Source organism: Nonomuraea africana, assembly GCF_014873535.1.
GTDB lineage: Bacteria > Actinomycetota > Actinomycetes > Streptosporangiales > Streptosporangiaceae > Nonomuraea > Nonomuraea africana.
Map to the genome: position 1 here is coordinate 8,929,243 of NZ_JADBEF010000001.1, position 25,138 is coordinate 8,954,380.

Annotated in this window: 22 protein-coding genes and 1 pseudogene; 12 read left to right on the forward strand and 11 right to left on the reverse strand. The window is 71.6% G+C overall.

What is annotated here, in order from left to right; genetic code table 11:
- The 4 genes from H4W81_RS42725 to H4W81_RS42740 all read right to left on the reverse strand — a co-directional run bounded on the left by H4W81_RS42725 (position 1) and on the right by H4W81_RS42740 (position 3,643).
- Positions 1-1,452, reverse strand: coding sequence for a flavin-containing monooxygenase (locus H4W81_RS42725; protein ID WP_318782427.1), 1,452 nt, complete (start codon positions 1,450-1,452; stop codon positions 1-3).
- A complete protein-coding gene (locus H4W81_RS42730) occupies positions 1,439-2,308 on the reverse strand; it encodes a metal-dependent hydrolase (RefSeq protein WP_318782428.1) in 870 nt (289 codons plus the stop codon). The genes H4W81_RS42725 and H4W81_RS42730 overlap by 14 nt, the downstream gene beginning before the upstream one ends.
- Positions 2,305-3,120, reverse strand: coding sequence for a M24 family metallopeptidase (locus tag H4W81_RS42735; RefSeq protein ID WP_192780006.1), 816 nt, complete (start codon positions 3,118-3,120; stop codon positions 2,305-2,307). The genes H4W81_RS42730 and H4W81_RS42735 overlap by 4 nt, the downstream gene beginning before the upstream one ends.
- A gap of 349 nt (positions 3,121-3,469) precedes the next feature.
- Complete coding sequence (locus H4W81_RS42740; protein ID WP_192780007.1) at positions 3,470-3,643, reverse strand: flagellar basal body-associated FliL family protein; 174 nt, start codon at positions 3,641-3,643, stop codon at positions 3,470-3,472.
- A 105-nt stretch (positions 3,644-3,748) separates the two neighbouring features.
- On the opposite strand from H4W81_RS42740, the gene H4W81_RS42745 reads away from it, so the two are divergent.
- Positions 3,749-4,519 (forward strand): SURF1 family protein, encoded by a 771-nt coding sequence (locus H4W81_RS42745; RefSeq protein ID WP_192780008.1) that lies wholly within the window; start codon positions 3,749-3,751, stop codon positions 4,517-4,519.
- A 5-nt stretch (positions 4,520-4,524) separates the two neighbouring features.
- Positions 4,525-4,827 (forward strand): DUF3817 domain-containing protein, encoded by a 303-nt coding sequence (locus H4W81_RS42750; RefSeq protein WP_318782429.1) that lies wholly within the window; start codon positions 4,525-4,527, stop codon positions 4,825-4,827.
- Between the two features lie 23 nt (positions 4,828-4,850).
- On the opposite strand, the gene H4W81_RS42755 is transcribed toward H4W81_RS42750, so the two are convergent.
- From H4W81_RS42755 to H4W81_RS42765, 3 genes are all read right to left on the reverse strand, one after another.
- Complete coding sequence (locus tag H4W81_RS42755) at positions 4,851-5,042, reverse strand: hypothetical protein (protein WP_192780010.1); 192 nt, start codon at positions 5,040-5,042, stop codon at positions 4,851-4,853.
- Between the two features lie 232 nt (positions 5,043-5,274).
- The gene (locus H4W81_RS42760; RefSeq protein WP_192780011.1) at positions 5,275-5,943 is read right to left on the reverse strand and encodes a response regulator; all 669 of its coding nucleotides are present in this window, start codon (positions 5,941-5,943) and stop codon (positions 5,275-5,277) included.
- Positions 5,940-7,241 carry a sensor histidine kinase gene (locus H4W81_RS42765; RefSeq protein ID WP_192780012.1) on the reverse strand — a complete coding sequence of 434 codons (1,302 nt, stop codon included), beginning with the start codon at positions 7,239-7,241 and terminating at the stop codon, positions 5,940-5,942. The genes H4W81_RS42760 and H4W81_RS42765 overlap by 4 nt, the downstream gene beginning before the upstream one ends.
- 145 nt (positions 7,242-7,386) lie before the next feature.
- Here H4W81_RS42765 and H4W81_RS42770 point away from each other — a divergent pair, with 145 nt between their 5' ends.
- From H4W81_RS42770 to H4W81_RS42790, 5 genes are read left to right on the forward strand one after another with little or no spacing between them, the layout of a single operon-like run.
- Positions 7,387-8,976, forward strand: coding sequence for an alpha/beta fold hydrolase (locus tag H4W81_RS42770; protein ID WP_192780013.1), 1,590 nt, complete (start codon positions 7,387-7,389; stop codon positions 8,974-8,976).
- 41 nt (positions 8,977-9,017) lie between these two features.
- A complete protein-coding gene (locus H4W81_RS42775; RefSeq protein WP_192780014.1) occupies positions 9,018-9,596 on the forward strand; it encodes a hypothetical protein in 579 nt (192 codons plus the stop codon).
- A complete protein-coding gene (locus H4W81_RS42780) occupies positions 9,593-10,672 on the forward strand; it encodes a peptidoglycan-binding protein (RefSeq protein ID WP_192780015.1) in 1,080 nt (359 codons plus the stop codon). The genes H4W81_RS42775 and H4W81_RS42780 overlap by 4 nt, the downstream gene beginning before the upstream one ends.
- Positions 10,669-11,370, forward strand: coding sequence for an ABC transporter ATP-binding protein (locus tag H4W81_RS42785; RefSeq protein ID WP_192780016.1), 702 nt, complete (start codon positions 10,669-10,671; stop codon positions 11,368-11,370). Before H4W81_RS42780 ends, H4W81_RS42785 begins: the two co-directional genes overlap by 4 nt.
- Positions 11,367-12,563 (forward strand): ABC transporter permease, encoded by a 1,197-nt coding sequence (locus tag H4W81_RS42790; RefSeq protein WP_192780017.1) that lies wholly within the window; start codon positions 11,367-11,369, stop codon positions 12,561-12,563. Before H4W81_RS42785 ends, H4W81_RS42790 begins: the two co-directional genes overlap by 4 nt.
- Positions 12,564-12,735: 172 nt before the next feature.
- Here the strand turns inward: H4W81_RS42790 and H4W81_RS48100 are convergent, their stop codons facing one another.
- Positions 12,736-13,389 (reverse strand): protein kinase family protein, encoded by a 654-nt coding sequence (locus tag H4W81_RS48100; protein WP_225960925.1) that lies wholly within the window; start codon positions 13,387-13,389, stop codon positions 12,736-12,738.
- Positions 13,390-15,526: 2,137 nt separating this feature from the next.
- Between H4W81_RS48100 and H4W81_RS48105 the strand changes: the two genes are divergently transcribed.
- Entirely contained in the window at positions 15,527-15,991 is a 465-nt protein-coding gene (locus H4W81_RS48105) for a hypothetical protein (protein ID WP_225960926.1), read from the forward strand.
- 374 nt (positions 15,992-16,365) lie between these two features.
- Here the strand turns inward: H4W81_RS48105 and H4W81_RS50275 are convergent.
- Both H4W81_RS50275 and H4W81_RS42800 read right to left on the reverse strand, forming a co-directional pair.
- Positions 16,366-16,785: pseudogene (locus H4W81_RS50275) on the reverse strand (protein kinase domain-containing protein); the annotation flags it as partial.
- 67 nt (positions 16,786-16,852) lie between these two features.
- The gene (locus tag H4W81_RS42800) at positions 16,853-17,779 is read right to left on the reverse strand and encodes a GlxA family transcriptional regulator (protein WP_192780019.1); all 927 of its coding nucleotides are present in this window, start codon (positions 17,777-17,779) and stop codon (positions 16,853-16,855) included.
- 70 nt (positions 17,780-17,849) lie between these two features.
- Here H4W81_RS42800 and H4W81_RS42805 point away from each other — a divergent pair, with 70 nt between their 5' ends.
- Positions 17,850-18,752, forward strand: coding sequence for a Rossmann-fold NAD(P)-binding domain-containing protein (locus H4W81_RS42805; RefSeq protein ID WP_225959058.1), 903 nt, complete (start codon positions 17,850-17,852; stop codon positions 18,750-18,752).
- On the opposite strand, the gene H4W81_RS42810 is transcribed toward H4W81_RS42805, so the two are convergent.
- Positions 18,671-19,537: an arylamine N-acetyltransferase family protein gene (locus H4W81_RS42810; protein WP_192780020.1), complete on the reverse strand. Its 867-nt coding sequence runs from the start codon at positions 19,535-19,537 to the stop codon at positions 18,671-18,673. The genes H4W81_RS42805 and H4W81_RS42810 overlap by 82 nt on opposite strands.
- Before the next feature lie 63 nt (positions 19,538-19,600).
- Here H4W81_RS42810 and H4W81_RS42815 point away from each other — a divergent pair, with 63 nt between their 5' ends.
- From H4W81_RS42815 to H4W81_RS42825, 3 genes are all read left to right on the forward strand, one after another.
- Entirely contained in the window at positions 19,601-20,284 is a 684-nt protein-coding gene (locus H4W81_RS42815) for a response regulator transcription factor (RefSeq protein ID WP_192780021.1), read from the forward strand.
- Positions 20,281-23,349 (forward strand): DUF4153 domain-containing protein, encoded by a 3,069-nt coding sequence (locus tag H4W81_RS42820; protein ID WP_192780022.1) that lies wholly within the window; start codon positions 20,281-20,283, stop codon positions 23,347-23,349. The genes H4W81_RS42815 and H4W81_RS42820 overlap by 4 nt, the downstream gene beginning before the upstream one ends.
- Positions 23,350-23,527: 178 nt before the next feature.
- Positions 23,528-25,066, forward strand: coding sequence for an N-acyl-D-amino-acid deacylase family protein (locus H4W81_RS42825; protein WP_192780023.1), 1,539 nt, complete (start codon positions 23,528-23,530; stop codon positions 25,064-25,066).
- The last annotated feature ends 72 nt before the right edge of the window (positions 25,067-25,138 follow it).

The window sequence follows — 25,138 nt, forward strand, 5'->3', positions numbered from 1 at the left end:
CTAGTAGATCAGCTCGAACGCGTCGGGCTTCATCTTCCTGGTACGCGCCCAGTACTCGAAGGTGAAGCCCGGCCAGGTCGTCCTGTTGACGCCGTGCTCGTCCAGATACCAGGAACGGCAGCCGCCCTCCGTCCAGACCAGCCGGTTCAGCCGCTCCTGCAGCCGCTCGTTGAAGGCCCGCTGCCGCTCGGGCCTGACGTCGATCGCCCTCGCGCCCGTCCTCGAGAGCAGGCGCAGGCAGTCCATCACGTAGCGGACCTGCGACTCGATCATGAAGACGACCGAGTTGTGACCGAGCCCCGTGTTGGGGCCCAGCAGGAAGAACAGGTTCGGGAAGCCCGCGGTGGCGATGCCGTAGTAGGCCTCGATGCCGTCCTGCCAGGCGTCCTGGATCTTCAGCCCTTCCCTGCCGACGATCCGCTGCTCCTGCAGGGCATCGGTCACCTTGAAGCCGGTTCCGTAGATCACCACGTCGGCGGGGTGTTCCCGGGCCGTCGCGTCGACGACGGCGTGCTCGCGCAGCTCGGCGATCCCGTCGGTGACGAGCGAGACGTTCTCCCTGGTCAGGGCCGGATAGTAGTCGCTGGAGATGAGGATGCGCTTGCAGCCGATCGTGTAGTCGGGGGTGAGCTTTCGGCGCAGTTCCGGGTCGGGGACCTGGCGTTCGAGATGCCGCAGGGCCACGAGTTCGTGCACCTTCATCAGCCGCGGGTCGACCGCGAAGCCCAGCGCCCTGGTCTCCAAAGCCCAGTAGATGCCGTTGCGCAGCGTCCGGGAGGCTCCGGGCAGCCTGAGCGCCTGGCGCATGACCGGGGGGACGGCGAAGTCGGGCTTGGGGTGGATCCACGGCGGCGTGCGCTGGAAGAGCGTGAGGTGGGCGGCCTCGGTGGCGATCCGGGGGACGAACTGGATGGCCGAGGCGCCGGTGCCGATGACCGCGACACGCTTGCCCTTGAGGTCGACCGTGTGGTCCCACTCGGCGGAGTGGAACGAGGGCCCGGCAAACCGCCCCTCGATCTCCGGAAATTTCGGGATGTGGAGGGCGCCGATGGCGGAGATCACCGCGTTGGCCCGCATGGTCTCGCCGTCCGCCGTGGTGATCTCCCATTCGCGGCCGAGGTATTCGAGGCTCACGACGTGCCTGCCGTATCGAATATGGGAGTCGATGCCGTACTTCCACCCGCACGCTCGCAGGTACTCCCAGATCTCCTCCTGAGGGGAGAACATCCGTGACCAGCCGGGGTTGAGCTCGAAGGAGTAGGAGTACATGTGCGAGGGGACGTCGCAGGCGCACCCGGGGTAGGTGTTGTCGCGCCAGGTGCCGCCCAGGTCCTCGGCCTTCTCCAGGATGACGAAGTCGTGGTAGCCGGCCTCCTTCAGCTTGATCGCCATGCCGATCCCGGCGAAGCCAGAACCGATGATGACAATTCCCGGCTTGTCACTGGTTTCCACGGGCCCTCCTGTAGGACTCGAACTCGGCGTGCGCGGGGGAGATCGCGATGTAGTCGAGGGCGGCCTCGAGGTCGCCCTCGTGGCTGGGGTGGAAACCGGGGCGCAGGTAGCGGGGCACGGCCATGGCCAGGCTGCGCATGGTCGGCACCCTGCCCTGGCGCGACCGGCGGAAGAAGTGGGTCCACTTGGCCGTGAGGCGACCCGCCACGACCGGGTCGTTGGCCAGCAGGAACCCCGCCCCCCGCTTGAGCAGGAAGATCATGGCGGGGCCGGCCATCAGCATCGTGCGCGCCCTGCGCGCGTAGGAGCCGTCGAGGTGGTCGTACAGGTCGAAGGCGACGCTGCGGTGCTCGACCTCCTCGGCGCCGTGCCAGCGCAGCAGGTCCATCATCACCGGGTCGGCGCCCGCCTCGTCCAGCGGCTTCGCGTGCAGGATCCAGTCGCCGAGGACCGCGGTGTAGTGCTCGATCGCCGCGATGATCGCCAGCCGCTCGTTGAGCCAGTACCGCCTGGCCATCGGCGGCATCGTGTGGTCGCCGAGCATGCGCTCGAAGAGCCACTCGACGTTCTCGACGTAGGGCGTGGGGTCGAGGCCCTGCTCCTTCATGTGCTCGAGGACGCGCTGGTGGGCCACGGCGTGCGTGCCCTCCTGCCCCATGAACCCCTTGACCTCGGCCTTCAGTTTCTCGTCCGTGACGTACGGCAGCGCCTGCTTGAAGACGTGCACGAACCAGCGCTCGCCCGCGGGTAACAGCAGGTGCAGCACGTTGATCAGGTGGGTGGTGAAGGGGTCGCCCGGCACCCAGTGGAGCGGCGTCTCCTCCCACGAGAAGCGCACCCTGCGCGGCTGGATCACGCCGACCTCCAGCGGTGGACATGGGGCAGGTCGTCGTCGAGCCAGAACGCGTCGTTCTCGGTGACGACCAGGATCTCCTCGAACTTGGCTCCCACGCGGTCGCCGTCCGTGCCGAGGTGGGGCTCGACCGCCCACAGCCCGGGAGTGGGCGGATGGGCCGAGGCCGCGCCGCCCGCCCAGAGCGGCGAGCGGCCCTCGAGCCGCTCCTTGATCAGCTCCCTGCCGACGGTCCTGAGCGTCCGGACGCCGAAGGAGTCGAAGACGACGAAGCGAGGGCCGCCCAGGCGGATCCGCGCCACCTGGTGGCCGATCACCCTGCCGGGGTAGACCTGGTGCCTGTTGGTGTGACCCTGACGCCTGATCAGGTCGTCGACCTCGCGGTAGATGTCGCTGAACGTGCGCCGCTGCCGTACCAGGTCGAGGATCGTCGCGCGGTGGACGGACAGATCCCTGTCCAGCCGGTCCCAGGTGGGGTTCGGGCCCAGGCGGCCCGCGTAACCGATGTCGGCGACGTAGCCGTCCATCACGGGCGCGGCGTCCAGCACGTACGGCATGCCGTCCGCGAGGCGGGTGTTGGTCGGCAGGAACTGCGTGGGGAAGCGGAAACGGCGGAAGGCGGTGCGGTTGCCGAACCAGGCGAACGGGACGTGGAACCAGTCGTCGACGCCGTGGCGCTCCAGCCACCTGCGCAGCGCGGCGGCCGCCATGCGCTCGGTCACGCCGGGTTCGAGCCGGGAGGCGACGTGCTCGGCGCCGCGGTAGGCGAGTCGCTGCAACTCGCGGAACCTGTCCAGGTCGACTTTATTGGACACAAAGTCCAATGTAGCTAGCACTCCCTGGTGAGGTCCAGGGGTCAGCCGCCGCGGCTCTCGAAGTCAGGCATGGCGAGGCAGCCCCACGGCGCTCTTTGGGGGCATGCCGTACTCGATGTGGTGGCTCGCGCTCGCGCGTCTGGCTCGCGAGGGGGGCGAGGGCCCGTGCCGCGTAGCGGGGGATAGCGGGGCGGCGGAGATCGGCGCGGGGCGCGTTTTCAGGTACGACGAACACCCAGCGCGGGGCGCGTCTCCGGGTACGACGGACACCCGGCGCGGGGCGCGTCTTCGGGTACGACGAACACCCGCCGCGACCTCGTCGAGCGGCGGGTGGGGGAGCTCCTGGGCGCTAGACCAGGAGCAGGTAGGCGACCACGCCGACGATCGCGATCGCGAGGACCACGGCGATGATCGGTAGGGCGGCCGAGCGCTTCGGCGGGGCCGCGGACTCCTGCTCGGACCGCTCGGCGAACGCGCGGAACTGCTGAGTGTTCCCCGCGGGATCGATGTGCTGGTCAGACATGCGTTGCACTCTAGCCGGATCAGCTGGTGGATTTGCACCATTTGGCATGACTCGGCGAGGCCACTCGATTATCGGACCGGCGGGGTGGCCGGATACCGTGAATCCATGCTCAGAACCCTGCTCGCCCCTCGCATGTTGGGGATGCACCTGCTCGCGATCGGGGTTCTGGTGTCCTTCATCCTGCTCGGCCGCTGGCAGCTCGGCGTGTTCGAGGAGTCGGGCAAGCCGCAGAGCGCCGTCGATCCCGCGCCGGTCGCCGTGGAGACGCTCAGCAGGGTCGGCGCCCAGATCGAGGGTCCCTCGGTCGGACGGCAGGTCACCGCGACAGGCACCTACGACTCGGCCAGGCAGCTGCTCGTCGCCGACCGCAGGCCCGACGTGGCCGCTCCCGGGGGCAACGTCTCCAGAGGCCAGGGCTACTGGGTGCTCACTCCGCTCGTGCTGCCCGACGACACGGTGATGCCGGTCGTGCGGGGCTGGGTGGCCGAGGCCGACGACCCCGGCACCGCCGTACCACCTGGGCAGGTGACGGTGAGCGGACGGCTGCGGGCGCCCGAGGGCACCGACAGCGTCCAGCGCAGGGCGGGGGGCGTGCCCGCCGGGCAGGTGCAGACGGTCTCCACCGCCGAGCTGATCAACCTGTGGCGAGGGGAGAAGGTGCGCAACGGGTTCGTGGTCGCGCGGACCCCCGGCCTGACCCCCGTCAAGGTGGCGCCACCCGTCACGGGCGGCACGCTCACCTGGCGCAACCTGGCCTACGCGGCCAACTGGTGGATCTTCGCGGGGTTCGCCGTGTTCATGTGGTTCCACTTCGTCCGCGACGCCGTACGTTCCTCGTCCGCCAGCAAGTCCCCCGAAGTCCTTCTAGAAGGTTGATGATCGTGGAGTCCGCTCTCAAGCCCTTCCGGGTCCTCGCGTACATCGTCGGCACCATGCTGCTCATCCTGTGCGCGGCCATCGTGCTCAGGTACGGTTTCGACATCCCGGAGCCCTCCAAGATCGTCTCGCCGATCCACGGGTTCCTCTACATGCTTTACCTGATCGCGGTGCTGAACCTCGGCATGAAGGCGCGCTGGACCTGGGGCTACATGCTCGGCGTCATGCTGGCCGGCACGGTGCCGCTGCTGTCGTTCGTCATCGAGCGCAAGGTGACGGCCAGGGTGCAGGAGACCATCGCGGCCTGACGGCCTCCCGCGCCCCCTGACGTCTAGCTGCCGATCCCGCGGCGGCGGGCCCTCTTGAGGCGCTCACGCTGCGAGGGGTCGAGCATCATGTAGCCGACCACCGGGGCGGCGACCACGCCGAGCACCACCAGCAGGGTGAGCCAGCCGGGCAGGAAGATCCACGACAGCAGCACGGCCACGCCGGCGCCTATGGCGTACTTCTGGACGGGCGACATCCTCAACATCCCTCCGAACGCGGAGCCCGTGCCCCGCCTCTCCACATTCTGCGTCGTCCGTTCAACGATCGGCAGCCCCCGCGCGGTTCCATCCGCGATATATCTCATTTCGCCTGCCGTACGGCTGTCGCGGGGTAGGGCGCCTCCGTGGTCACCGGTCACCGCCCGCCCAGGGGACGCTCCTCGTGCGCCCACCGTCCCGCCGTCACGGCGCCCCTTCGAGACAGGCGCCTCACTCGACGGTTCCCGGTCGGACCAGGCCGCACTCGTAGGCCTGTACGACGGCCTGCACCCGATCGCGTACGCCGAGTTTGGACAGCACCCGGCTGACGTGGGTCTTGACGGTGCCTTCCGACAGGTGGAGGCGGGCGGCGATCTCGGTGTTGGACAGGCCGCGCGCGATGAGCGCCAGCACTTCGCGTTCGCGTTCGGTCAAGACGTCCAGGTCCGCGGTGGGGGTGGGTTGAGCGGACGCGGTGCCGACGTGGCGTTCAAGGAGTCGGCGGGTCACGCTGGGCGCCACGACGGCGTCGCCGCGGGCCACCACGCGGATGGCCGAGAGCAGGTCGGCGGCGAGGGTGTCCTTGAGCAGGAACCCGCCGGCCCCGGCCTGCAGGGCGGCGTAGACGTACTCGTCGAGGTCGAAGGTGGTCAGGATGAGGACCCTGGTGCGGCCGGCAGTGTCGCCGGCGCAGATGCGGCGGGTGGCCTCGACGCCGTCGACGTCGGGCATGCGGACGTCCATCAGCACGACGTCGGGTCGCAGTTGGAGGGCCATCGCCGCGGCCTGGGCGCCGTCGTTCGCCTCGCCGATCACCTGCATGTCCGGCGCGTTCTCCAGGATCATCCGGAAGCCGGTGCGGACCAGGGCCTGGTCGTCGGCGAGGAGGATGCGAATCATGTGTCGTGTCGGATGGGCAGCGCCGCCCGCACGGTGAATCCGCCGTGGGGTCTGGGGCCGGCGGTGAGGCTGCCGCCGAGGAGCTTGGCGCGTTCGCGCATGCCGCGCAGGCCGTTGCCGCCGTCGGGGGTGGTGGTCGTGCTGTGCCCGTTGTCGCTGACCTCGATCCTGACCTCTGTCGGGTGGTAGGAGAGGGTGACTTCGGCTTTCGCGCCGGTGCCGGCGTGTTTGATGGTGTTGGTGAGCGCTTCTTGCACGATGCGGTAGGCCGACAGGTCAGCGGTGGACGGCAGCGCCATGGGGGCGCCTTCGATTTGTAGCCGCACTGCCGTACCTGCCTTTCTGACCTCGGTGAGCAGGGCGGACAGTTGCCCGAGCCCGGGCTGCGGGTGCCAGGCGTCGTCGACTTCGCCGACCGCGGTGAGCACACTGCGCATGTCGGCCAGAGAGCTGCGTCCGGTTTTGATGATCGTCTCCAGGGCGGCCCGGGTGTCGGCGGGGCGATGATCCAGCGCGGCGTCGCCGCCCTGTGCCTGGATCACCATAATGGAGAGGCCGTGTGCCACGACGTCGTGGAGTTCCCGGCTGATGCGGCCGCGTTCGGCGGCCACCGCCAATGCCGCCTGTTGATCGCGTTCGCGTTCAAGGTCTTGGGCGCGGGCGTGCAGCTGGTCGAGATAGGCGCGCCGGTTGCGGGTGCTGGAGCCGATCGCCCAGGCGGCGGCCAGGATGGAGCCGAGCACGGGCAGGCCGCTCCATGCGTTGGCCCAGGCGCTTTGGCGGACCATGGCGTTCCCGCCAGGTTGGGATGAGCCCGGCACGGTGGGGACGGTGGTGACCGCGTGGAGGGTGTGCGGCACCTCCGGTGGCAGGCGTGCGTGGAGCGCGTACTGCAGGCTCCAGCCGGTGGCCAGCAGCAGCAGCGCGGCCAGCGCGGCCAGTGAGACGGCCCAGCGGTGGCGGGCGGCGATGGTGTACAGCAGGATCGGCACGGCCAGGTCGATGATCATGAGAGGTACGGCCTGCGCCACGTGGGCCGCGCTGGCCAGCGCGCACACGACGAGCATCGGCAACGGCCGGCGGCGACGCAGCGCGACCGCCCCCACAGCGCACACCGTGGCGACCCACCACAGTGCGATCTGCCCGTCGTCGGCCGAGTTGCCGACCAACTGGCGCACGATGGTGTTCGGGTCGTTGACCAGCACGCAGACGGCGAGCAGCGCGGAGGCCAGCGTCGCGTCCCGCGATGCCGGCCGGCGTGACCAGGCGTGGAGGGCGCGTGCCGACTGCTGTGTCATAACGGGGTGAGCCTACGGCCCGGCCAGGTGCGGCCGCATCTGTCGGAAGACAGATCCTGAGGGGCCGGGATACATCTCGCGACAGACCCGACTGTGGGTCTGGAGACGGACGCGGGTGCAGATCGGCCGCCAGCACAGTGATCACATGACTCAACGTGGACTCCAGGCGAGCCGATCGGCCGCCGTGGTCACCATCGCATTGGCGTCGCTGGTCGCCGGCCTGCCCACCGCCACCGCGGCGGACTCCGCGGTCGCGTGGCACGCCTGTCCCGCCTACTCCGACGAGGTGCTGGAGGCCCGCGGTCTCACCGGGCAGCAGATGTCGCGGTTCCGCGCCCTGATGAAGCGGGCCGAATGCGGGACGGCCAAGGTGCCGCTGGACTATCGCCAGCCGAACGGCCGGCAGATCACTGTCGCGCTCCTCCGGCTCGAGGCCGTGGACCGGGCGCGCCGGCTGGGCAGCATCTTCCTCAATCCGGGCGGTCCTGGCGTCAGCGGATATCTCATGCCCCTTGACCTCATCCTGCGCGGCGAGCAGGGCCGGCGGCTCAACGACCGTTACGACCTGATCGGGTTCGATCCCCGCGGCGTCGGCTACAGCACCAAGGTCAGTTGTCCGGCCCCCGGGCAGCAGAAGCCGACCGGCGCGGAAGGGAAAGCGACCACCCGCGACCCGGGTGGAGAGAAGGCGGGACCGCTGACCAGGGAGGCGGCGAAGCGCATGTACGACGGCGAGGTGGCCGCCAACATCGCCTGCGGGCGCTCCGATCGGGACTTCCTCGGCCGGCTCACCACCGCGAACGTGGCCCGCGACGTCGACCGGGTGCGCATCGGGCTGGGCGAGCGCACGCTGAACTTCATCGGCGTGTCATGGGGCACCCGGCTCGGCGTCGTCTACCGCAGCCTCTTCCCCGGCAATGTCGGGCGCATGTTCCTGGACAGCGTGATGGGCCCGCGCTACCGCCAGGACGAGTACACGGTCGCCAGCGCGGCGGCGGCCGAGCGGAACTTCTCGCGCATGGCGGCGTGGCTGGCCGAGCGCCACGACACCTACGGCTTCGGCAGCACGCAGAAGCAGGTGCGAGCGGCGATTCTGGCGCTGCTGCGCGCCTACGACGCCGAGCCCAAGACCTTCACTGACCTGCCCATGCCCATCGACGGCGGCGTGGTGTCCATGCTGGCCAGCCAGAACTCGCCCGACTGGGGCAGGGCCGGCAAGGCGCTCGCGCAGCTGCGCGACGTCACCGGCACCACCGCGCCGCCCGCCATCAAGGAGATCTTCAACAACACCGGAACGCGCATGCCACCTGGCGCACCGGAAATCCAGAACACCACGATGAGACAGGGCGTCGCCTGCAACGAGGACCCCAGCAGGCTCGGCTTCTCCGCCGCCTGGGCCGCCTACCAGCGCAACCTCGAGGAGCACCCGGTGACCGGCCGCGGCGCCAGGTTCTCCGTCCAGTGCGCCGGGTGGCCACTGCCGGTGCAGGAAACGCCGCTCCGCCGTACCGGAGGATCGCTGGTGCTGGTCGGGCACCGCCACGAAGTCATCACCCCCTATGAGTGGACGAAGCAGATGCGTACCGCCGTCGGCGGCACGCTCTTCACCGTCGACGACGACCTGCACGGTTCGGTCACCAAGGTTCCGCAGTCCGACTGCACCGCCGAGCTGCTGCGGTACTTCACCACTGGCCGAATCGGCCGAGGTTGCGACGGGGTGCCCGTGGCGTCGTAGGAAACGACCTCACAGCCGAATTCGACATGATGGAGACCGAAATGCATGGCATCACCAACCGTGGCCAGGGGCGCCGGACTCTTGCGATGGCCGTCCTGCTGACGACTGTCGCATTGGCCGCCACGGCCTGCGGGAGCAGCGAAGGACCGGGCAGGACCGTGGCGTCCGTGGCGCCCCAGGCCGGCTCGGCGCCCACCGCCACGCAGGCCGCCACAGGGAATGGCGACCTGCTGGCCTACGCCAAGTGCATGCGCCAGAACGGCCTGCCGGACTTCCCCGACCCGAAACCTGGAGGTGTCCTCGCGTTCGGGCAGGGCGACTCCATCAACCCCACCTCTCCGGAGTTCAAGGAGGCGGAGAGTCACTGCAAGCAGTTCATGCCTGGCACACCCGAGGTGAAGTCGCCTGAGGATCAGTGGTCCTCGGCGGACAAGCTCAAGTACGCCAAGTGCATGCGTGACAACGGCGTGTCGCAGTTCCCCGATCCCGCGGGGAACGGCGGCTTCAAGCTCCCCCAGGGCATCGACCCCATGTCGCCGCAGTTCAAGAAGGCGGAGGCCGCCTGCGCGAAGTACCAGCCGCAGAACATCGCGAAGACGGGACCGGGAGGCGACTCGTGAGTGCCGGCCGGCGCGGACTGATGGCGGCCGTCGTCGTGGGGATCGTGGTCTCGGCGGGCGTGGGATTCGTCGTGGCCGATCCGTTCGGAGCTGAGGCGAAGGGCACGCCCGCCCAGAGTGCCGCGCCCACCGGGTTGGCGCAGGTGACCAAGGGTGCCCTGTCCGCCCGGACCCTGGAGAACGGGACACTCGGTTACGCCGGCGACTACCAGGTGGTCAACAAGGCCAGTGGCACGGTCACGAAACTGCCCGCCGTGGGCCAGGTGGTCGTCCAGGGCAGGACGCTCTATCGGGTGGACGGCAAGCCGGTGGTCCTGCTGTACGGTGCGGTTCCGATCTACCGGGACCTGTCCTGGGGGATGGAGGGCGCCGACGTCCGTCAGCTCAACGCTGCGCTGGTCGCTCTCGGCCATGCCGCCAAGGATGAGATCGACCCGGATTCCACCTACTTCGGCAGGCAGACCTACTACGCGGTCAAAGAGCTGCAGGAGGCCGCTGGGCTCTCCGAGACCGGGACCCTGACTCTCGGCCACGTTGTGTTCGTCCCGGCCAAGAAGATCAGGGTCACCAAGGTCATCGCGGTCCACGGGGGTATGACGACGGCCGGATCGGTCGTGGTGCGGACCTCCTCGACCCGCCGGGAAGTGAGCGTCATGTTGAACGCCGGCCAGCAGTCGCAGGTGGCGGTCGGCGACAGGGTCACCATTTCGCTGCCGACCGGCAAGTCCACTCCGGGAGTGGTCTCGTCGGTGGGCAAGGTGGCCACCAAGGCGGACAACAGCACCACCATCGACGTACGGATCAGACCGTTGCGGCCGAAGGCGACGGGTCGGCTGGATCAGGCGCCGGTGCAGGTGTCCATCGTGTCCGACACGGTGAAGGATGTGTTGGCGGTGCCGGTGAACGCGCTCCTGGCGCTGGCCGGTGGCGGGTACGCGGTCGAGGTCGTCGAGCCTGGCGGCGAACACCGGCTGATTCCGATCAAGACCGGGCTCTTCGACGACAGCGCGGGCAAGGTCGAGGTCAGCGGCAACGGCCTGGCAGCCGGCCAGAACATCGTGGTGCCGGCCACATGAGCGGTGAGCCGGTACTGCAACTGGACGCGGTCACCAAGATCTACCCCGGCGCCTCCCCGGTGATCGCGCTGGAAGAGGCCAGCTTTTCGGTACGGCGGGGCGAACTGGTGGCGATCGTGGGCCCGTCGGGTTCGGGCAAGTCGACCCTGCTGCAGGTGATGGGCACCCTGGACCGGCCTACCTCGGGAACGGTCCGCATCGTCGGCGACGACGTGGCGCGCATGTCCGACCGGGCACTGGCCGGGCTGCGGGCCAACCGGATCGGGTTCGTCTTCCAGCAGTTCTACCTGGCCCAGCACGCCACCGCGCTGGAGAACGTGGCCGACGGCCTGCTGTATTCGGGCACTCGCCACCGGGCCCGGATGCGAGCGGCGGCCGACGCGCTGGAACGAGTGGGGCTCGGCCACCGCCTCGACCATCGCCCGCCGGAGCTGTCCGGCGGCGAACGCCAACGCGTGGCGATCGCCCGCGCGCTGGTCGGCACCCCGGCGATCGTGCTGGCCGACGAGCCCACCGGCAACCTCGACAGCGTCTCCGGCGCCGCCATCTTCAAGCTGCTCAACGAGCTCAACGCCGAGGGCGCCACCATCATCATGATCACCCACGATCGAGAACTGGCCGCCCAACTGCCCCGCCGCATCGAGGTGCTCGACGGTCACATCATCGCCGACGTCTCGCTGGAAAGGCGGCTGCCATGACCATCAAGGTCCCCGGCCGGCTGCACCCGGCCGACCTGGCCCGCACCGCCGGCGTCGGCTTGCGCACCCGCCGTACCCGCTCCGCCCTGTCCGCGTTGGGTATCGCCATCGGCGTCGCCGCCATGGTCGCCGTGCTCGGCCTGTCCGCCTCCTCCCAGGCCGGACTGCTGGCCGAAATCGACAAACTCGGCACCAACCTCCTCAAGGTCGCCCCTGGCCAGACCTTGGGCGGCGGGGATGCCAAGCTCCCCATGCAGGCGCCGGGAATGATCGCCCGGATAGGCCCGGTGGAGATGGTGGAGCACACCGGCAAAACAGCTGTGAACGCGTACCGCAGTCCGTATATCCCCAGCTTCAACACCAACGCTCTGACGGTCAACGCCGTCAGCCTGAACCTGCCCGCGGCCGTGCGCACCACCGTCGCCCAGGGCCGGTACCTCAACGCGGCGACCGCCGAGCAGCCGGTCGCGGTGCTCGGGTCGGCCGCCGCCGCCCGGCTGGGCATCGCGAAGATCCATGCCGGCGCGCGCATCTGGGTCGGCGGGCAGTGGTTCTACGTCGCGGGCGTACTGAACCCGGCCACGCTGACGCCCGAGATCGACTCCTCGGTGCTGGTCGGGTACCCGGCCGCGCAGAAGTACCTGCACTTCGACGGCCATCCGTCCATGGTCTACGTGCGGGCCCAGACCGACCAGGTGCAGCACGTGCAGAAGGTGTTGGCCGCGACCGCCAACCCGCAGGCGGCGAGCGAGGTCAGCGTGAGTCGGCCCTCGGCCGCCCTGGTGGCCCGCGCCGCCGCCCAATCCGCGCTCAACGGCCTGTTCCTCGGCCTCGGCGCGGTCGCCCTGCTCGTCGGCGGCATCGGCGTGGCCAACACCATGGTCATCTCCGTCCTGGAACGCCGCTCCGAGATCGGCCTGCGCCGCGCCCTCGGCGCCACCAAGGGCACTATCCGCCTGCAGTTCTTCGCGGAGGCGATCCTGCTGGCCGCGCTCGGCGGCGCACTCGGCGTGGCCCTCGGCGTCCTGGCCACCACCATCTACGCCCACCTCAAAGGGTGGGCCACCGTGGTGCCACTACTGGCCTGGGGAGGCGGACTCGGCGCCGCCATCGCCATCGGCGCCGTCGCCGGACTCCTCCCCGCCCTCCGCGCCGCCCGCATGCAACCCACCGAAGCACTCAGAACAATCTGAACCTGCAGGTACGGGCGGTCGGAAAGGTCGAGTCAGCTCATGGCGGCATAGCCTGATGGCGGTGCCGGCTGCTGTTCCGGCACCGTTTGGGGGGATCGTGGTGGGCTTCGGTGCGCTCGTCAAGCCCGCTCAGGACGAGACCTTGGGTCTTCGTGGCGGCGAGTCGTGGCGGTCATCGGCCCCCAGGGGAGGGGTGGCTGGGCTCGTTGGCGATCGTCCGCAGGTCCAGGCGCAGTTCATCGCCCGTGAGCCGCTGGGCCGGAACCCCTGACAGCAGGCGGAACAGCACGGGAGCCAGCACCCCCGCCCTCGTCAGCGGCGCACCCGGCGCGGGAGGACGCCCTTCGACGGCCGTGAACAGCGTGGCGCCCAACGACCACAGATCCGCCGCGGGCCCGACGCCACCCTCGGGCGCGGTGTAGGGCGAGAGCTCCGGCGCAGCTGACGGATCGGCCAGCGTCACCTGTCCGTCCCCTCCGACCAGAATGCTGCCCGGACGCAGGTCCCCGTGCTGCCCGCCCACGCCGTGCACGGACTCCAGTCGATCCAGCACGGCCAGCCCCAGACGGGCGGCGCCCTCCGGCGTCAGCAAGCCGTCCTCGGCCAGCATCTGGTCCAGGGTCCGCACCGGCTTGTCGGGGACTCTGGCGGCGGTCTCCCGCTCTTCGGCGGGAGGGGTGAGCACCAGGGGACCGCTGTACGCCGGACGCCTGAACGGTGCCGTCGTCTCCACGATGGGGGCCGGCTCGGGTTCTCCGTGCTCCGCGGCCAGCACGGGCGGGGCAGCGTCGACCCCGATCTCCCACGACTGAGCCACCGGCACCACCGGCGCTCCCCACCCATCGGCGGCGGGAGCCCATGGCTGCGCCGCCTGCCCTGGCGGCGGCCCCCAACCGTGGGGGTCGAGCGGACCCGGCTGCGACACGTGCCCTGGCACCGGTCTCCAACCGTGCGGGTCAGGTGAACCCGGCTGCGGCGCTTGCCCTGACGGCGGCCCCCAACCATGTGCTTCGGATGGACCCGAGTGTGGCGGCGGACCCGCAGGGGCTCCCCATCCATTCGGGTCGGTTGGACCGGGCTGCGGTGGCTGGTCCGCAGGGGCTCCCCATCCATTCGGGTCGGTTGGACCGGGCTGCGGTGGCTGGTCCGCAGGGGCTCCCCATCCGTTCGAGTCGGTTGGACCCGGTTGTGGCGGCTGGCCCGCAGGGGCTCCCCACCCTTCAGGGCCGGGCACCCAAGGCTGTGCTACCTGATCCGGGGGCGCTCCCCACCCTTCGGGACTGGGCGTCCACGGTTGCGACACTGCGGGAGGTTCGGAGCCGGGCGCGCTGGCGGGCGGCGCCCATCCACCAGCGGAGTCCTGGGCAGGCGGCGGTCCCCATGGGTGCGGGCCGTCGTTCCCAAGGGGCGGCGACGATGGCCGCTGAGGGCCACTTCCAGGAGGCGGTGCCCAGTCCTGCTGAGGGTCACTCCCTGGAGGTGGTCCCCACGGCTGTTGCGGGCCGCTCCCTGGGGGCGGGCCCCACGGTTGCTGAGGGCCGCTTCCTGGCGGCGGTCCCCAGGCGTCGGGGGATGTTCCCTGGGGCGCAGGCTCAGCCCACGGACCGGACGCGGCACCCGCCTCCGGCTCCCCGGCCCTGTGGTGCGGCGCGTCAGAGTACGTCGCCGATCCATCGGACGGCGGCGCTCCGAGGACCGCTGGCGCGCCGAGCGGTAGCTGGATCCCCGGTGCCGGCGGCATTCCAGCAGGCGGCGCCAGATCGGGCGCCGGGTGCATCGCGTTGGACGGTCCCATTTCGGGAGCCGCGTGCATGGCGTTGGGTTGCGGCATGTCAGGAGCCCAGGGCAGCCCGTTGGCCGGTGGTGCCCCAGGGGGTGGCGGCGGCATCCCGTGGAGCGGGGGCATCCCAGGCGGCGGGGTTGTGCCGGGAAGCGGGGGCGTGCCGGGAGGTGGTGGCGCGCCATGTGGCCAAGGTGTTCCCGCCATGGGGGGTACGGCTGGGTGCGGTCCCCACGAGGGGGGCGGTGCGGCAGGGTGCGGTGGAGTCGGCGGAACGGCCTGGGCACCCTGTTTGCCACCCCGCCGTAGGACCCGACGCAAGAGCGAAGGCCGCTCCCCCTGACCGGCAGCGGAAGCACCCCCACCAGCCGGATACGACACCCCCGGCCCCAATGGCCCGCCCACGGGCCCGGGGCCACCCACGGGACCGGGGCCACCCGCCGGAACGGGGCCGCCCATGGGAGCCGGCCCGCCCGGAGGTCCGGGTACGCCTGCAGGTCCCGGCGCACCGGCGGGCCCGGGCACACCGGCATGGCCCGGCATACCCGTGGGGATGGGCCCGCTGCCCACGGGTTCCCAAGGCTGCCCCCCCTGCTCGGGCATCACCGACCCGGAGGCTGGCATGGGGGCATCCGGCCACGGCATCGCGCCTTCCGGCCCCTGCATCCACATGCCTGGCTCCGGAATGGCGCCCCCTGGCGCGGGCATCCCTGTGCCCGGCTCCGGGGCCGCGCCCGTTGGCCATGGCATTTCGGAGTCCGGCGGGTGCGTCCCGGCGTCCGGGGCTGGTGTCGCGGTCGCCTGCGGTGGCGTGCTTGCGTCCCAGGTTGGGGTGGCGTCTTCCTGTCCTGCCTTGGGGGCGGGTGTTGCGGGTTCCTGGCCTGGAGTGGGGTCCCAGGGCGGGGTGATTTCCGGGTCGGTTGCGGGGCCCTCGGCGTCCAGCGGCGCTGCTCCGGGGCCTGAGGCATCAGGATCGAGGTCGGATGCCGCGTCGAAGGTCAGGCTCTGGTTGGTGGGGAGGGGGCTGGTGTCCTCCCGGGCCGCGACCTCCTGAGCGAGGTCCCTCTCTTCGGAGAGGGGCGCTGGGAGGGGGGTTCGCTGGGTGGCCTCGGCGTCCGGTTCGTCCGGTGGTGGCGACGCGGCTGACGGGGACGCGTCGTCCCAGGCATAGGGGGCCGCTTCCGTGAGCCGGTCGTCCGTCGGTGAGTGGTCGGTGGCGGGGGGCACGACCGGGCGGGCGGGGGTGAACGTCGGGGCATCGGGAACCGGCAGGGGCTCCCAGGACAGCGGCACGCCGTACGACTCCGACGGAGGTGTCGCGGAGATGGGCGTGGGCTCCCACGAGGGCGGCGGCGGGGCCGAGGCGGGGGCGCCGGTATCAGGGGAGGGCTCCCACGAGGGCTGCCCGGCCACCGGCCCCGCGGCGGCGGACGGACCGCCAGGCTTCGCGAAAGGGCCATCGGAGGAAGGCCCGGAGAGAAGCGGCTCGGTGAAAGGTCCGTTGGAGGGACCCGCGAAGGGCGGCTCGTCGGGAGACGCCCCGCCACGGGACGGCTCGCTCAGCGGGGACCAGGACGAGGGAGGCTCGGTGGAGGAGCCGCTCTGGGGAGCCCCGGACGAGGGTGACTCGGGGGAGGTGCCGCTCTGAGGGGTCCAGGAGGAAGGCGGCTCGGGGGAGGGGCCGCTCTGGGCGGTCCAGGGGGAAGGCGGCTCGGGGGAGGGGCTCGGGAGGGGCGGTTCGGTGGATGAGGAGGGCAGGGCGGCGGGTTGGGCGAGGTCGGCGAAGGCGGTGGCGACTGCTTCGACCGTTGGGCGGGCCGCCGGGTCGGGGTGGAGCATGTCGGTCAGAAGGGGGCCGAGCGGTCCGCCGATCGGCTGGCCCGGCTGCGGAGGGCGGCCCTCGAGGCCGAAGTGCAGCGTCGCGGCCAGCGACCACAGGTCGGCCGCAGGGCCCACGCCCGGCGGCCGGAACGGGGTGGAGACGCCGAACCCCGTCAGCACGGCCCGTCCCGTGGGCGTGAGGATGACGGTGGACGGCTGGATGTCGCCGTGGACGACCCCCACCCTGTGCGCCGCGCGCAGCGCCGCGAGCAGGTGCACCGCGATGCGGGCGACCTGCACAGGGGGAAGGGGATGGCGTTCGAGGACGGTCTGCTCGAGGGAGGGACCCTGGGGAAGGTCGACGACCAGCCAGGGACGGCCGTCCTCGACGATCACCTCGTGGACGGCCTCGATCGAGGCGTGGCCGAGTCCGGTGACCAGGCCGACCTCGCGCCCGACCGCGCCGCACAGGTCTCTGCGGGATGCGGGGTCCGGCGGGAGTCGTACCTCTCTGATCCCGACGTCGCGGCGCATGAGGTCGTCGGCGGCGAGCCAGAGCGACCCGGTGCCCAGGGTGTTCAGCAGCCGATAGCGTCCGGCCAGCCGGCGTTGGCCGTTCATGGTGATTTCTCCGTCCAACCGCGTGCAGCGAGACAGCACGATAGCGGTTTGTGATGAATTGCCACCATCATCGCTGGCGGGTGAAGGTGGCGCGGTAGGCGGTCGGGGTCAGGCCCGCCCTGGTGGTGAGGTGTTTGCGCAGGGAGTCGGCGCTGCCGAGGCCGCTGCGCCCGGCGACCTGGTCCATGGGCAGGTCCGTGGTCTCCAGGAGCTCGCGGGCGCGGTCGACGCGCTGGTGGAGCAGCCACTGCAGTGGGCTGAGCCCGGTCTCGGCGTGGAAGCGCCTGGTCAGGGTGCGGACGCTGGTGCTGGCGTGGGCGGCCAGGTCCTTGAGCGTCAGCGGCCTGTCGAGCTGGGAGAGCGCCCACGCACGGGTGGCGGCCAGCGAGGTGCCGCGTTCCGGAGGGAGCGGCGTCTCGATGAACTGGGCCTGGCCGCCGGGCCGTACGGGGGAGACGACGGCGAGTCTGGCGGCGGCGTTGGCGGCGGCGGCGCCGAAGTCGCGCCGCACCAGGTGGAGGCACAGGTCGATGGCGGCGGCGGCGCCCGCGGAGGTGAAGACACCGTCGTCCTCGACGTAGAGGACGTCGGGGCGGACGTCGACGGACGGGTGGCGGCGGGCTAGGTCGCCGGTCAGCCCCCAGTGGGTCGTGGCGGCGCGGCCGTCGAGGAGTCCGGCCTGGGCGAGCACGAAGGCGCCGGTGCACAGGGAGGCGACGCGCGCCCCTGCGGCGTGGGCGGCGCGGAGGGCGTCGAGGGTGTCGGGGTGGGCGTCCTCGCCTCCGCTGCCGACGGCCATCACCGTGTCGGCGCCCTTCACCAGGTCGAGCCCGTCAGGGACGTGGATCTGCGGGCCGCCGATGGTGTCGAGCCGCCCCGGTACGGCGGTGCAGACCCCGATCTCGTAACCGGGCACGTTCTGGAAGACCATGTGCGGGATCGACACGTCGAAGCTCATGACGGGCGGGGTGATGACGACCGCGATCCGATGCATGGCCAGATCCTCCGGATGGTTGGCATTCAGGCCACTATCGCATGCTCTGACGGAAAGCCAGGGTGGCGATATGCAGAAATTTCATGTGATCACGGGTGCTGGGGCGACCGCCAGCCGTACGGCCATGCTGCTCGCCGCGGACGGCGAGCGGGTGCGCCTGATCAGCCGCAAGGGAGCGGGACCCGAGCACCCGCTGATCGAGAGGGTCGCGGCGGACGCGACCGACACCCCCGAGCTGACCAGGCTCCTCGAGGGCGCCGACACACTGATCAACTGTGCCGCCCCCGCCTACCACCTGTGGCCCAAGGAGTTCCCGCCGCTGGCCGGTTCGCTGCTGGCGGCGGTGAAGCGGACGGGCACGCGGTACGTGATGCTCGGCAACCTGTACGGCTACGGCCTCGTGGACGGCCCCATCACCCCCGACCTGCCGCTGCTGGCCAAGGGTCCCAAGGGCAGGGTCAGGGCGGCGATGTGGGAGGAGGCGCTGGCGTCGGGCGCGCGGGTGACCGAGGTGCGCGCGGCCCAGTTCTACGGCAGGGACGTGGTGTCGGAGTTCAGCCTCCTGGTCCAGCCGCAGGTGCTCTCGGGTGCGCTCGCCCTCGTCCCCCAGGAGCTGGACGTGTCGCACAGCTACGCGGCCATCGGCGACGTCGCCCGCACGCTGGTCGCCGCCACCAGGGATGACCGGGTGTGGGGCCGAGCGTGGCACGTGCCTGTGACGACGCTCTCGGTGCGCGCGCTGGCGACCAGGCTGGCCGACGTCGCGGGCGCGCCCGCGCCGAGGCTCGAACCGATGACGGAGAGGGATCTCGCGCTGCTCGCGTTCACCGACCCGTTCTGGGCCGAGCTGGGAGAGGTCCTGCACACGCCGGGGCTGCCCTACGTGGTGGACTACTCCGAGACCGAGGAGGTGCTCGGGGTCAAGGCGTCGCCCGTGGACGAGGTGCTCGCCGAGGCCGTCCAGGCCGCGTGAGCCCTGGACACCTTGTCCCAGAGCAGCGCCCGCTCGCCGGCGTCGAACCTCAGGCCGAAGACGTCGTCGAGCGCCTGGAAGTAGTCGGCTGAGGTCTCCATGGTCGTGGCGCCGGTCTCGGCCTCGACCCGGGTGAGGACGAGCCCGCGCATGATGTCGACACCCGTGGCGTCGCGGCGTGCCACGGTGGCGACCCTGACGAATCCGGACTCGGGAGAGGTCGTCAGGTGCCCGTGCATCTGCTCGAAGGCCGACATGTGGGCCGGCTCCATGCCGAAGTCCATGCCGGCGAAGGAGCCGCGCGGGTCGTGGTCGAAGTGCCAGCCGCCGGGGGCGACGGTCGAGGGGCGCAGGCCGTACTCGAAGGGTCCCTGGCGGTAGCGGCCCTCGGCCAGGGGGAGCGGCTCGTGGAGGGCGTCGCCGAGCCCCAGGTCCACCAGCCAGTCGCCCTCGGGGAGGCGCACGGTGAGAGCCAGGTGGTTGGCGGTGATCGCGGGCTCGGCCCCGTGGCTGTGCACCCCGCCGACGTGCCTGGTCACCTGGTAGCCGAGCGACTCCAGCAGCAGGGAGAAGGCGCCGTTGAGGTGGAAGCAGTAGCCGCCGCGTCCGCGCGCGATCCGCGCGGCCGACTCGGCCGGATCGACGGTGGTCGGCCGGCCGAGCCAGATCTCCAGCGCCTCGTACGGCACGCGCTCGATGTGCGCGACGTGCAGCGCCTTCAGCAGGTCGAGTGAAGGAGGGGCGGCCTCGAGTCCGAGCCTGCGCAGATACGCCGAGATGTCCATGTGCACCAAATATGCACGACTACGGCAGTGTCCTCTGCACACGCCCCTTCTAGGCTTCGGTCCGTGGCAGATCAGCGACGGATCCTCGTGGTCGAGGATGACGAGACGATCGCGCTGGCCGTACGGAACAGGCTGGCAGCGGAGGGCTTCGACGTGCGCGTCGCGAGCGACGGCGAGGCGGCGCTCGTCGCCTACGGCAGGGCCGAGCCCGACCTGGTGATCCTCGACCGGCTGCTGCCCGGGCTCGACGGCCTGGAGGTGTGCCGCAGGATGCAGGCGGCCAGGCCGGTGCCCGTGCTGATGCTGACCGCGCTCGGCGAGGAGACCGACGTGCTCGTCGGCCTCGGCGTGGGCGCGGACGACTACCTCGCCAAGCCGTTCAGCATGCGCGAGCTGGTCGCCAGGATCCACGCGCTGCTGCGGAGGGTGGAGCGGGCGGCGCAGCTGGCCGTCGAGGACACCGTGGTCAGGGTGGGCGAGGTCGAGATCGACACCGCCGCCCGCAGGGTCTTCGTGCGCGGCACGGAGGCGCAGCTCACCCGCACCGAGTTCGACCTGCTGCGCCGGCTCGCCGAGCGGCCTGGACAGGTCTTCGAGCGCGAGAGGCTGCTGTCGGACGTCTGGGGCTTCTCCGAGGCGGCGGCGACCAGGACCGTGGACAGCCACGTACGGGCGCTGCGCCGCAAGCTCGGCCCCGACGTGGTCCGCACCGTGCACGGCGTAGGCTACGCGCTGGTGCGCCGATGAGGCCGCTCGACTTCCTCGGCCGCATCAAGGTCAAGCTGGGCATCGTCATCGTCCTGGCGGTGGGCACCGCCTTCGTGGTCAACGAGGTCGGGCTCAACGCGGGCGCCTCGCGAGAGGTCAGGATCGCGGTCGCGAGCATCCTCGCGCTGATCATGGTGCAGGTGCTCGCGCACGGCATGACCAAGCCGCTGCGCCAGCTCGCCTCGGCCGCCCAGGTCATCGCCAAGGGCCACTACACGCTGCGGGTGCGCGCCTCGTCGCGGGACGAGGTGGGGGAGCTGGCCAGGGCGTTCAACGCGATGGCCGCCGACCTCGGCGAGGTCGACAGGCAGCGCCGCGAGCTGGTCGCCAACGTCTCCCACGAGCTGCGCACCCCGATCACGGGGCTGCGCGCGGTGCTGGAGAACGTGGTCGACGGCGTCTCGGCCGCCGATCCCGTCACCATGGGGACGGCGCTGGCCCAGACCGAGCGCCTCGGCCGCCTGGTCGCCCAGCTCCTCGACCTGTCGCGCCTCGACTCGGGGGTCCGCCATCTGGAGGCCGAGCCGGTCACGCTGGAGCCGCTGCTCCAGCAGGCCGCCCGCGAGGCGGCCCTGGCCAGGGACGACGTGACGATCACCTACACCTGCGCGCAGGGGCTGGTGGCGAGCGCCGATCCTGACCTGCTCGCGCAGGTGCTGGCCAACCTGCTCGACAACGCCGTACGGCACAGCCCGCGCGCGGGCGTGGTGACGCTCTCCGCCGCGGCCGCGGGCCAGGGGGTGCGGCTTATGGTGGCCGACAGCGGCCCTGGAATCCCCCCGGCCGCCAGGACACGGGTCTTCGAGCGGTTCTCCCGGCTGGACTCGGCGCGTGCGGCCGACGCCGGCGGATCGGGGCTCGGCCTGGCGATCGTGAAAGAGATCGTCGAACTGCACGGTGGATCCATTCGCATCGACGACGGCGCGGGGTGCCGCATGATCGTCGACCTTCCAGAGAGGATCACGATGGAACCGGACATGGCGCGGCTAGGGGTGACGGGTCCCCCTCGGGCCGCCGAGATCACCGATGCCGCCGAGGGCGGGGAGGCCGCCGAGGTCGCGGAGGTCTCGGAGGCGGCGGTCGCCGAACCGGGGGAGCGGGAAACGGCCGCGCCGCCGCCCGAGGAACTCGCGCGCGAGGACGTCCAGGCGCCTCAGCGGCACCCCGGCCACCTGGCGCCGCCGCCGCAGCCCGCGGGCGTGGCGAGGGGCGCGGTGATGCTGTGGACCCTGGTCGGGCTCGCGGTCGGCTTCCTCATCGGGCTCTTCCTGGCCTTCTTCATCGGGCTGTTCTTCGGCGCCGCGGCCGGCGTCATCATCATGCTGACCTTCAGCGCGGGCGGGGCCGCCATCGGCTCGGCCATCGGGGCGGGCCGGCCGCAGGCCGTCCCTTACCAGCCGGCTCCTTATCAGCAGGCGCCTTACCCGCCGGCGTCCCCCCAGCAGGCGCCCTATCCGCCGACTCCCGTTCTGAGGGCGGGCACCGCTGAGGCCGCCTCCCGGACCCGCGAGACGGCCGGTCCCGGCGGCACGCATCTCCAGCCGCCGCAGGGGCCGCGGCCGCCCGCGCCGCCTTACGTGCCGCCGCCGCTCTTCCCCCGTCCCGAGGTGCCAGACTCGCCGCGCTGGCTGCTGCCGGCCGTTCTCGGGGTGGGCGTGTTCGCCGCCGTCGCGCTGCCGTACGCCAGCGCGGGCCTGGGCATCGCGCTGGTCGCCCTGGTGCTGGGCGCGGCCACGCTGCCCGCGGCGCTGCCCAGGGCCACCCGGTGGACCGCCGCCTACGCGCTGATCGCCTACGGACTGGTGGCGATGGTCGCGGTCAGGGACGCGGACTGGCTGGTCGTCCCGCTGCTGGCCGGCGCCTTCTGTCTGGGCGCGCTGGCCGTCTCGGGCGCGGGGCGCGGCTGGCTGGCGCTGATCAGGGGCGGCATCTCGGTCGTGCTCGCGCTGCTTCCCGTCCCGTGGTTCCTCGCCGGCCCGGTGAAGACGTATGCGGGACGGCGGCGCCTCCTGCCGCTGCTGGCGGGGCTCGGCATCACCGCCGTCCTGCTGATGTTCTTCGGGATCCTGTTCGCCTCGGCGGACAAGGTCTTCGCCACCTTCCTCAGCCGCGTGTTCTCCGCCGCCGACTGGGCCGGCGCGCTGCCGTTGCGGATCTTCGTCTTCGTGCTGTTCGTGGCGCTGGCGGCCGCGGCGGTGCTGGTGGCGCTGCGCCCGGTCTCCGACCCCGTCAGCCCCTCGTTCAGGACGCGCCTGAACCGCAGCCTCTGGGCGGTGCCGCTGACCGGCCTGAACCTGCTGTTCGCCGCCTTCGTCGCGGTCCAGGTCACCGCGCTGTTCGGGAGCAGCGCCTGGGTGATGCGCACCACGGGGCTCACCTACGCCGACTACGCCAGGCAGGGCTTCTTCCAGCTCATGGTGGTCAGCGTGTTCGTGCTCGGCATCGTCGCCGTGGCCACCAGCGTGGTGAAGGCCGAGCGCGGCGACCGCTGGGCGCTGGCGATCCTGCTGGGCGTGCTGTGCGCCTTCACCCTGGTCATCCTGGCCTCGGCGATGCACCGCCTCGACCTCTACACCGACGCCTACGGCCTGTCGCGCCTGCGCGCCTCCGTCGCCGCGACCATCTGGTGGCTCGGCGCGGTGTTCGCGACGGTCCTGGTGGCGGGCGCCGTACGGCTGGCAGGGCGCGGCGCGGCATGGCTGCCCAGGACGGTCGTCCTGCTGACCGGCGCCGGCCTGCTGTCGTTCGCCGTCTGGAACCCCGACCTCCAGGTCGCCAGAACGCAGGTCGACATCAGGGGCGTGGAGCGGATCGACCAGGACTACGTCGGCGACCTCGGCGCCGAGGCGGTCCCCGAGCTGGACAGGCTGCCCGAGCCGCTGCGCAGCTGCGTCCTGGCCGACGTGGTGAAGGCCAACGGTCTGGACCGGCCCGACTCGTGGAACGGCTGGAACCTGGCCCGGTCGCAGGCCCGCGATCTGCTCGCCGTGCACCCGGTCGTGCCGCAGCCGAGCTGCGAGCGGAGCTTCTCCCGGTCGGAGTGAGCGGTCACGGCACCCAGTGGTCGCCGGTCACGGTGATCACGGACTGCAGCGTGACGGTCGCGGCGGCGTAGGGCCCCTTCTCCAGTGGCCTGCCGTCCAGACGGTAGCTGGCGGCGATCTTCGCGGGGTCGCCGCCGGTGGCGGCGACGCCGGAGCGCGCCAGTGGTTGAATCTCCGTGTGACGTTCGACGTGGTCATCAGTGGCGGGCGGGTGCTCGACGGCACCGGGGCTCCGGCGTTCAGGGCGGACATCGGGATCACCGGGGAGCGGATCAAAGCGGTCGGACGGCTCGAAGGGGCCGAGACGGCGCAGGTGATCGACGCGTCGGGGCGCTTCGTCACGCCGGGGTTCATCGACTGCCACGCCCACGGCGACGCCCTGGTGTTCGACCCCGAGGTGCAGCTGGCGGCGCTGCGGCAGGGGGTGACCACGTTCGTCCTCGGCCAGGACGGCCTGTCCTTCGCGCCGGGCTCGGCGGCGACCGTCGGCTACGCGACCCGCTACTTCGCCGCGGTCAACGGCGTGCACCCCTTTCTCGAGGGCGCGACCGGCGTCGCCGACCTGCTGGCCGGATACGACAGGGCGACCGCGCTCAACACCGCCTACCTGCTCCCGCACGGCACCATCCGCTACGACGTGATGGGCGCCTCTCCCGCCGACGCCTCGCGGGGCGAGCTGGCCTCGATGCTCGCCCACGTCGAGAAGGGCCTGGCCGAGGGCGCGGTCGGGCTGTCGAGCGGCCTCGAGTACCTACCGGGGCGCAACGCCTCCGCCGCGGAGCTCGCGGCGCTGTGCAGGCCGCTGGGCGCACTGCCGTACGTCACCCACATGCGCGCCTACGGCACCGGCGCGGGGGTCGGGATGGCCGAGGTGGTGGAGATCGCCAAGGCGTCCGGCGCCGCCATGCACGTCTCCCACCTGCACGGGCCCGCCGACGTGCTGCTGCCGCTGGTGGAGTCGGCGCTGGCCGACGACGTGGACCTGAGCTTCGACACCTATCCCTACCTGCGCGGCAGCACCATCCTCGCGATGATCGTGCTGCCGCCCCAGGTGCCCGCCGCCGAGGTCGACAGGGCGCTCGACGTGCTCGAATCACCCTCGCTCGCCGACTGGTGGCCCACGCTGCACGACCTGTGGCCCCGGCTGACCGTCTCGCACGCGCCGGGCGAGGAGTGGGCCGAGGGGCTGACCATCGTCGAGGCCGCGGCCCGCAAGGGCGTCTCGCCCTCGGAGTTCTGCCGCAGGCTGCTGGTCGACACCAGGCTGGAGGCGGGCTGCGTGGTGGGCCGTCCCGACGAGGGGCCGGAGGGCGAGGAGTCGGTGCGGCGCGTGCTGCGCCACCCCGCGCACACCGGTGGCTCCGACGGTATCTACGTGGGCGGGCACCCGCATCCGCGCGGCTGGGGCGCGTTCGCCAGGTTCCTCGGCACACACGTGCGCGAGCTGGGCGACTGGACGTGGGAGCAGGCGGTCGTGCACCTGGCCTCGCATCCCGCGAGGCGCTTCGGGCTGGGCGACCGCGGCCTGCTGCGTCCGGGGTTCGCGGCGGACGTGGTCGTGGTGGACCCCGCGACGGTGGCCGACCTGGCCACCTACGCCGCGCCGCGCACCCCGGCGACGGGGATCTCCGAGGTGCTGGTGTCGGGGGTGCGCGTGCTGTCCGGCGGCGCGCTGACCGGCCGCACTCCCGGCCGTGCCCTCCGCCCCACCGCGTGAGCGCGTGCCGGATAGGGTCGGTGTGGTGAAAGGGATTCGGTCAGGCGCGGACATTCTTGGACAGTCAGTGTT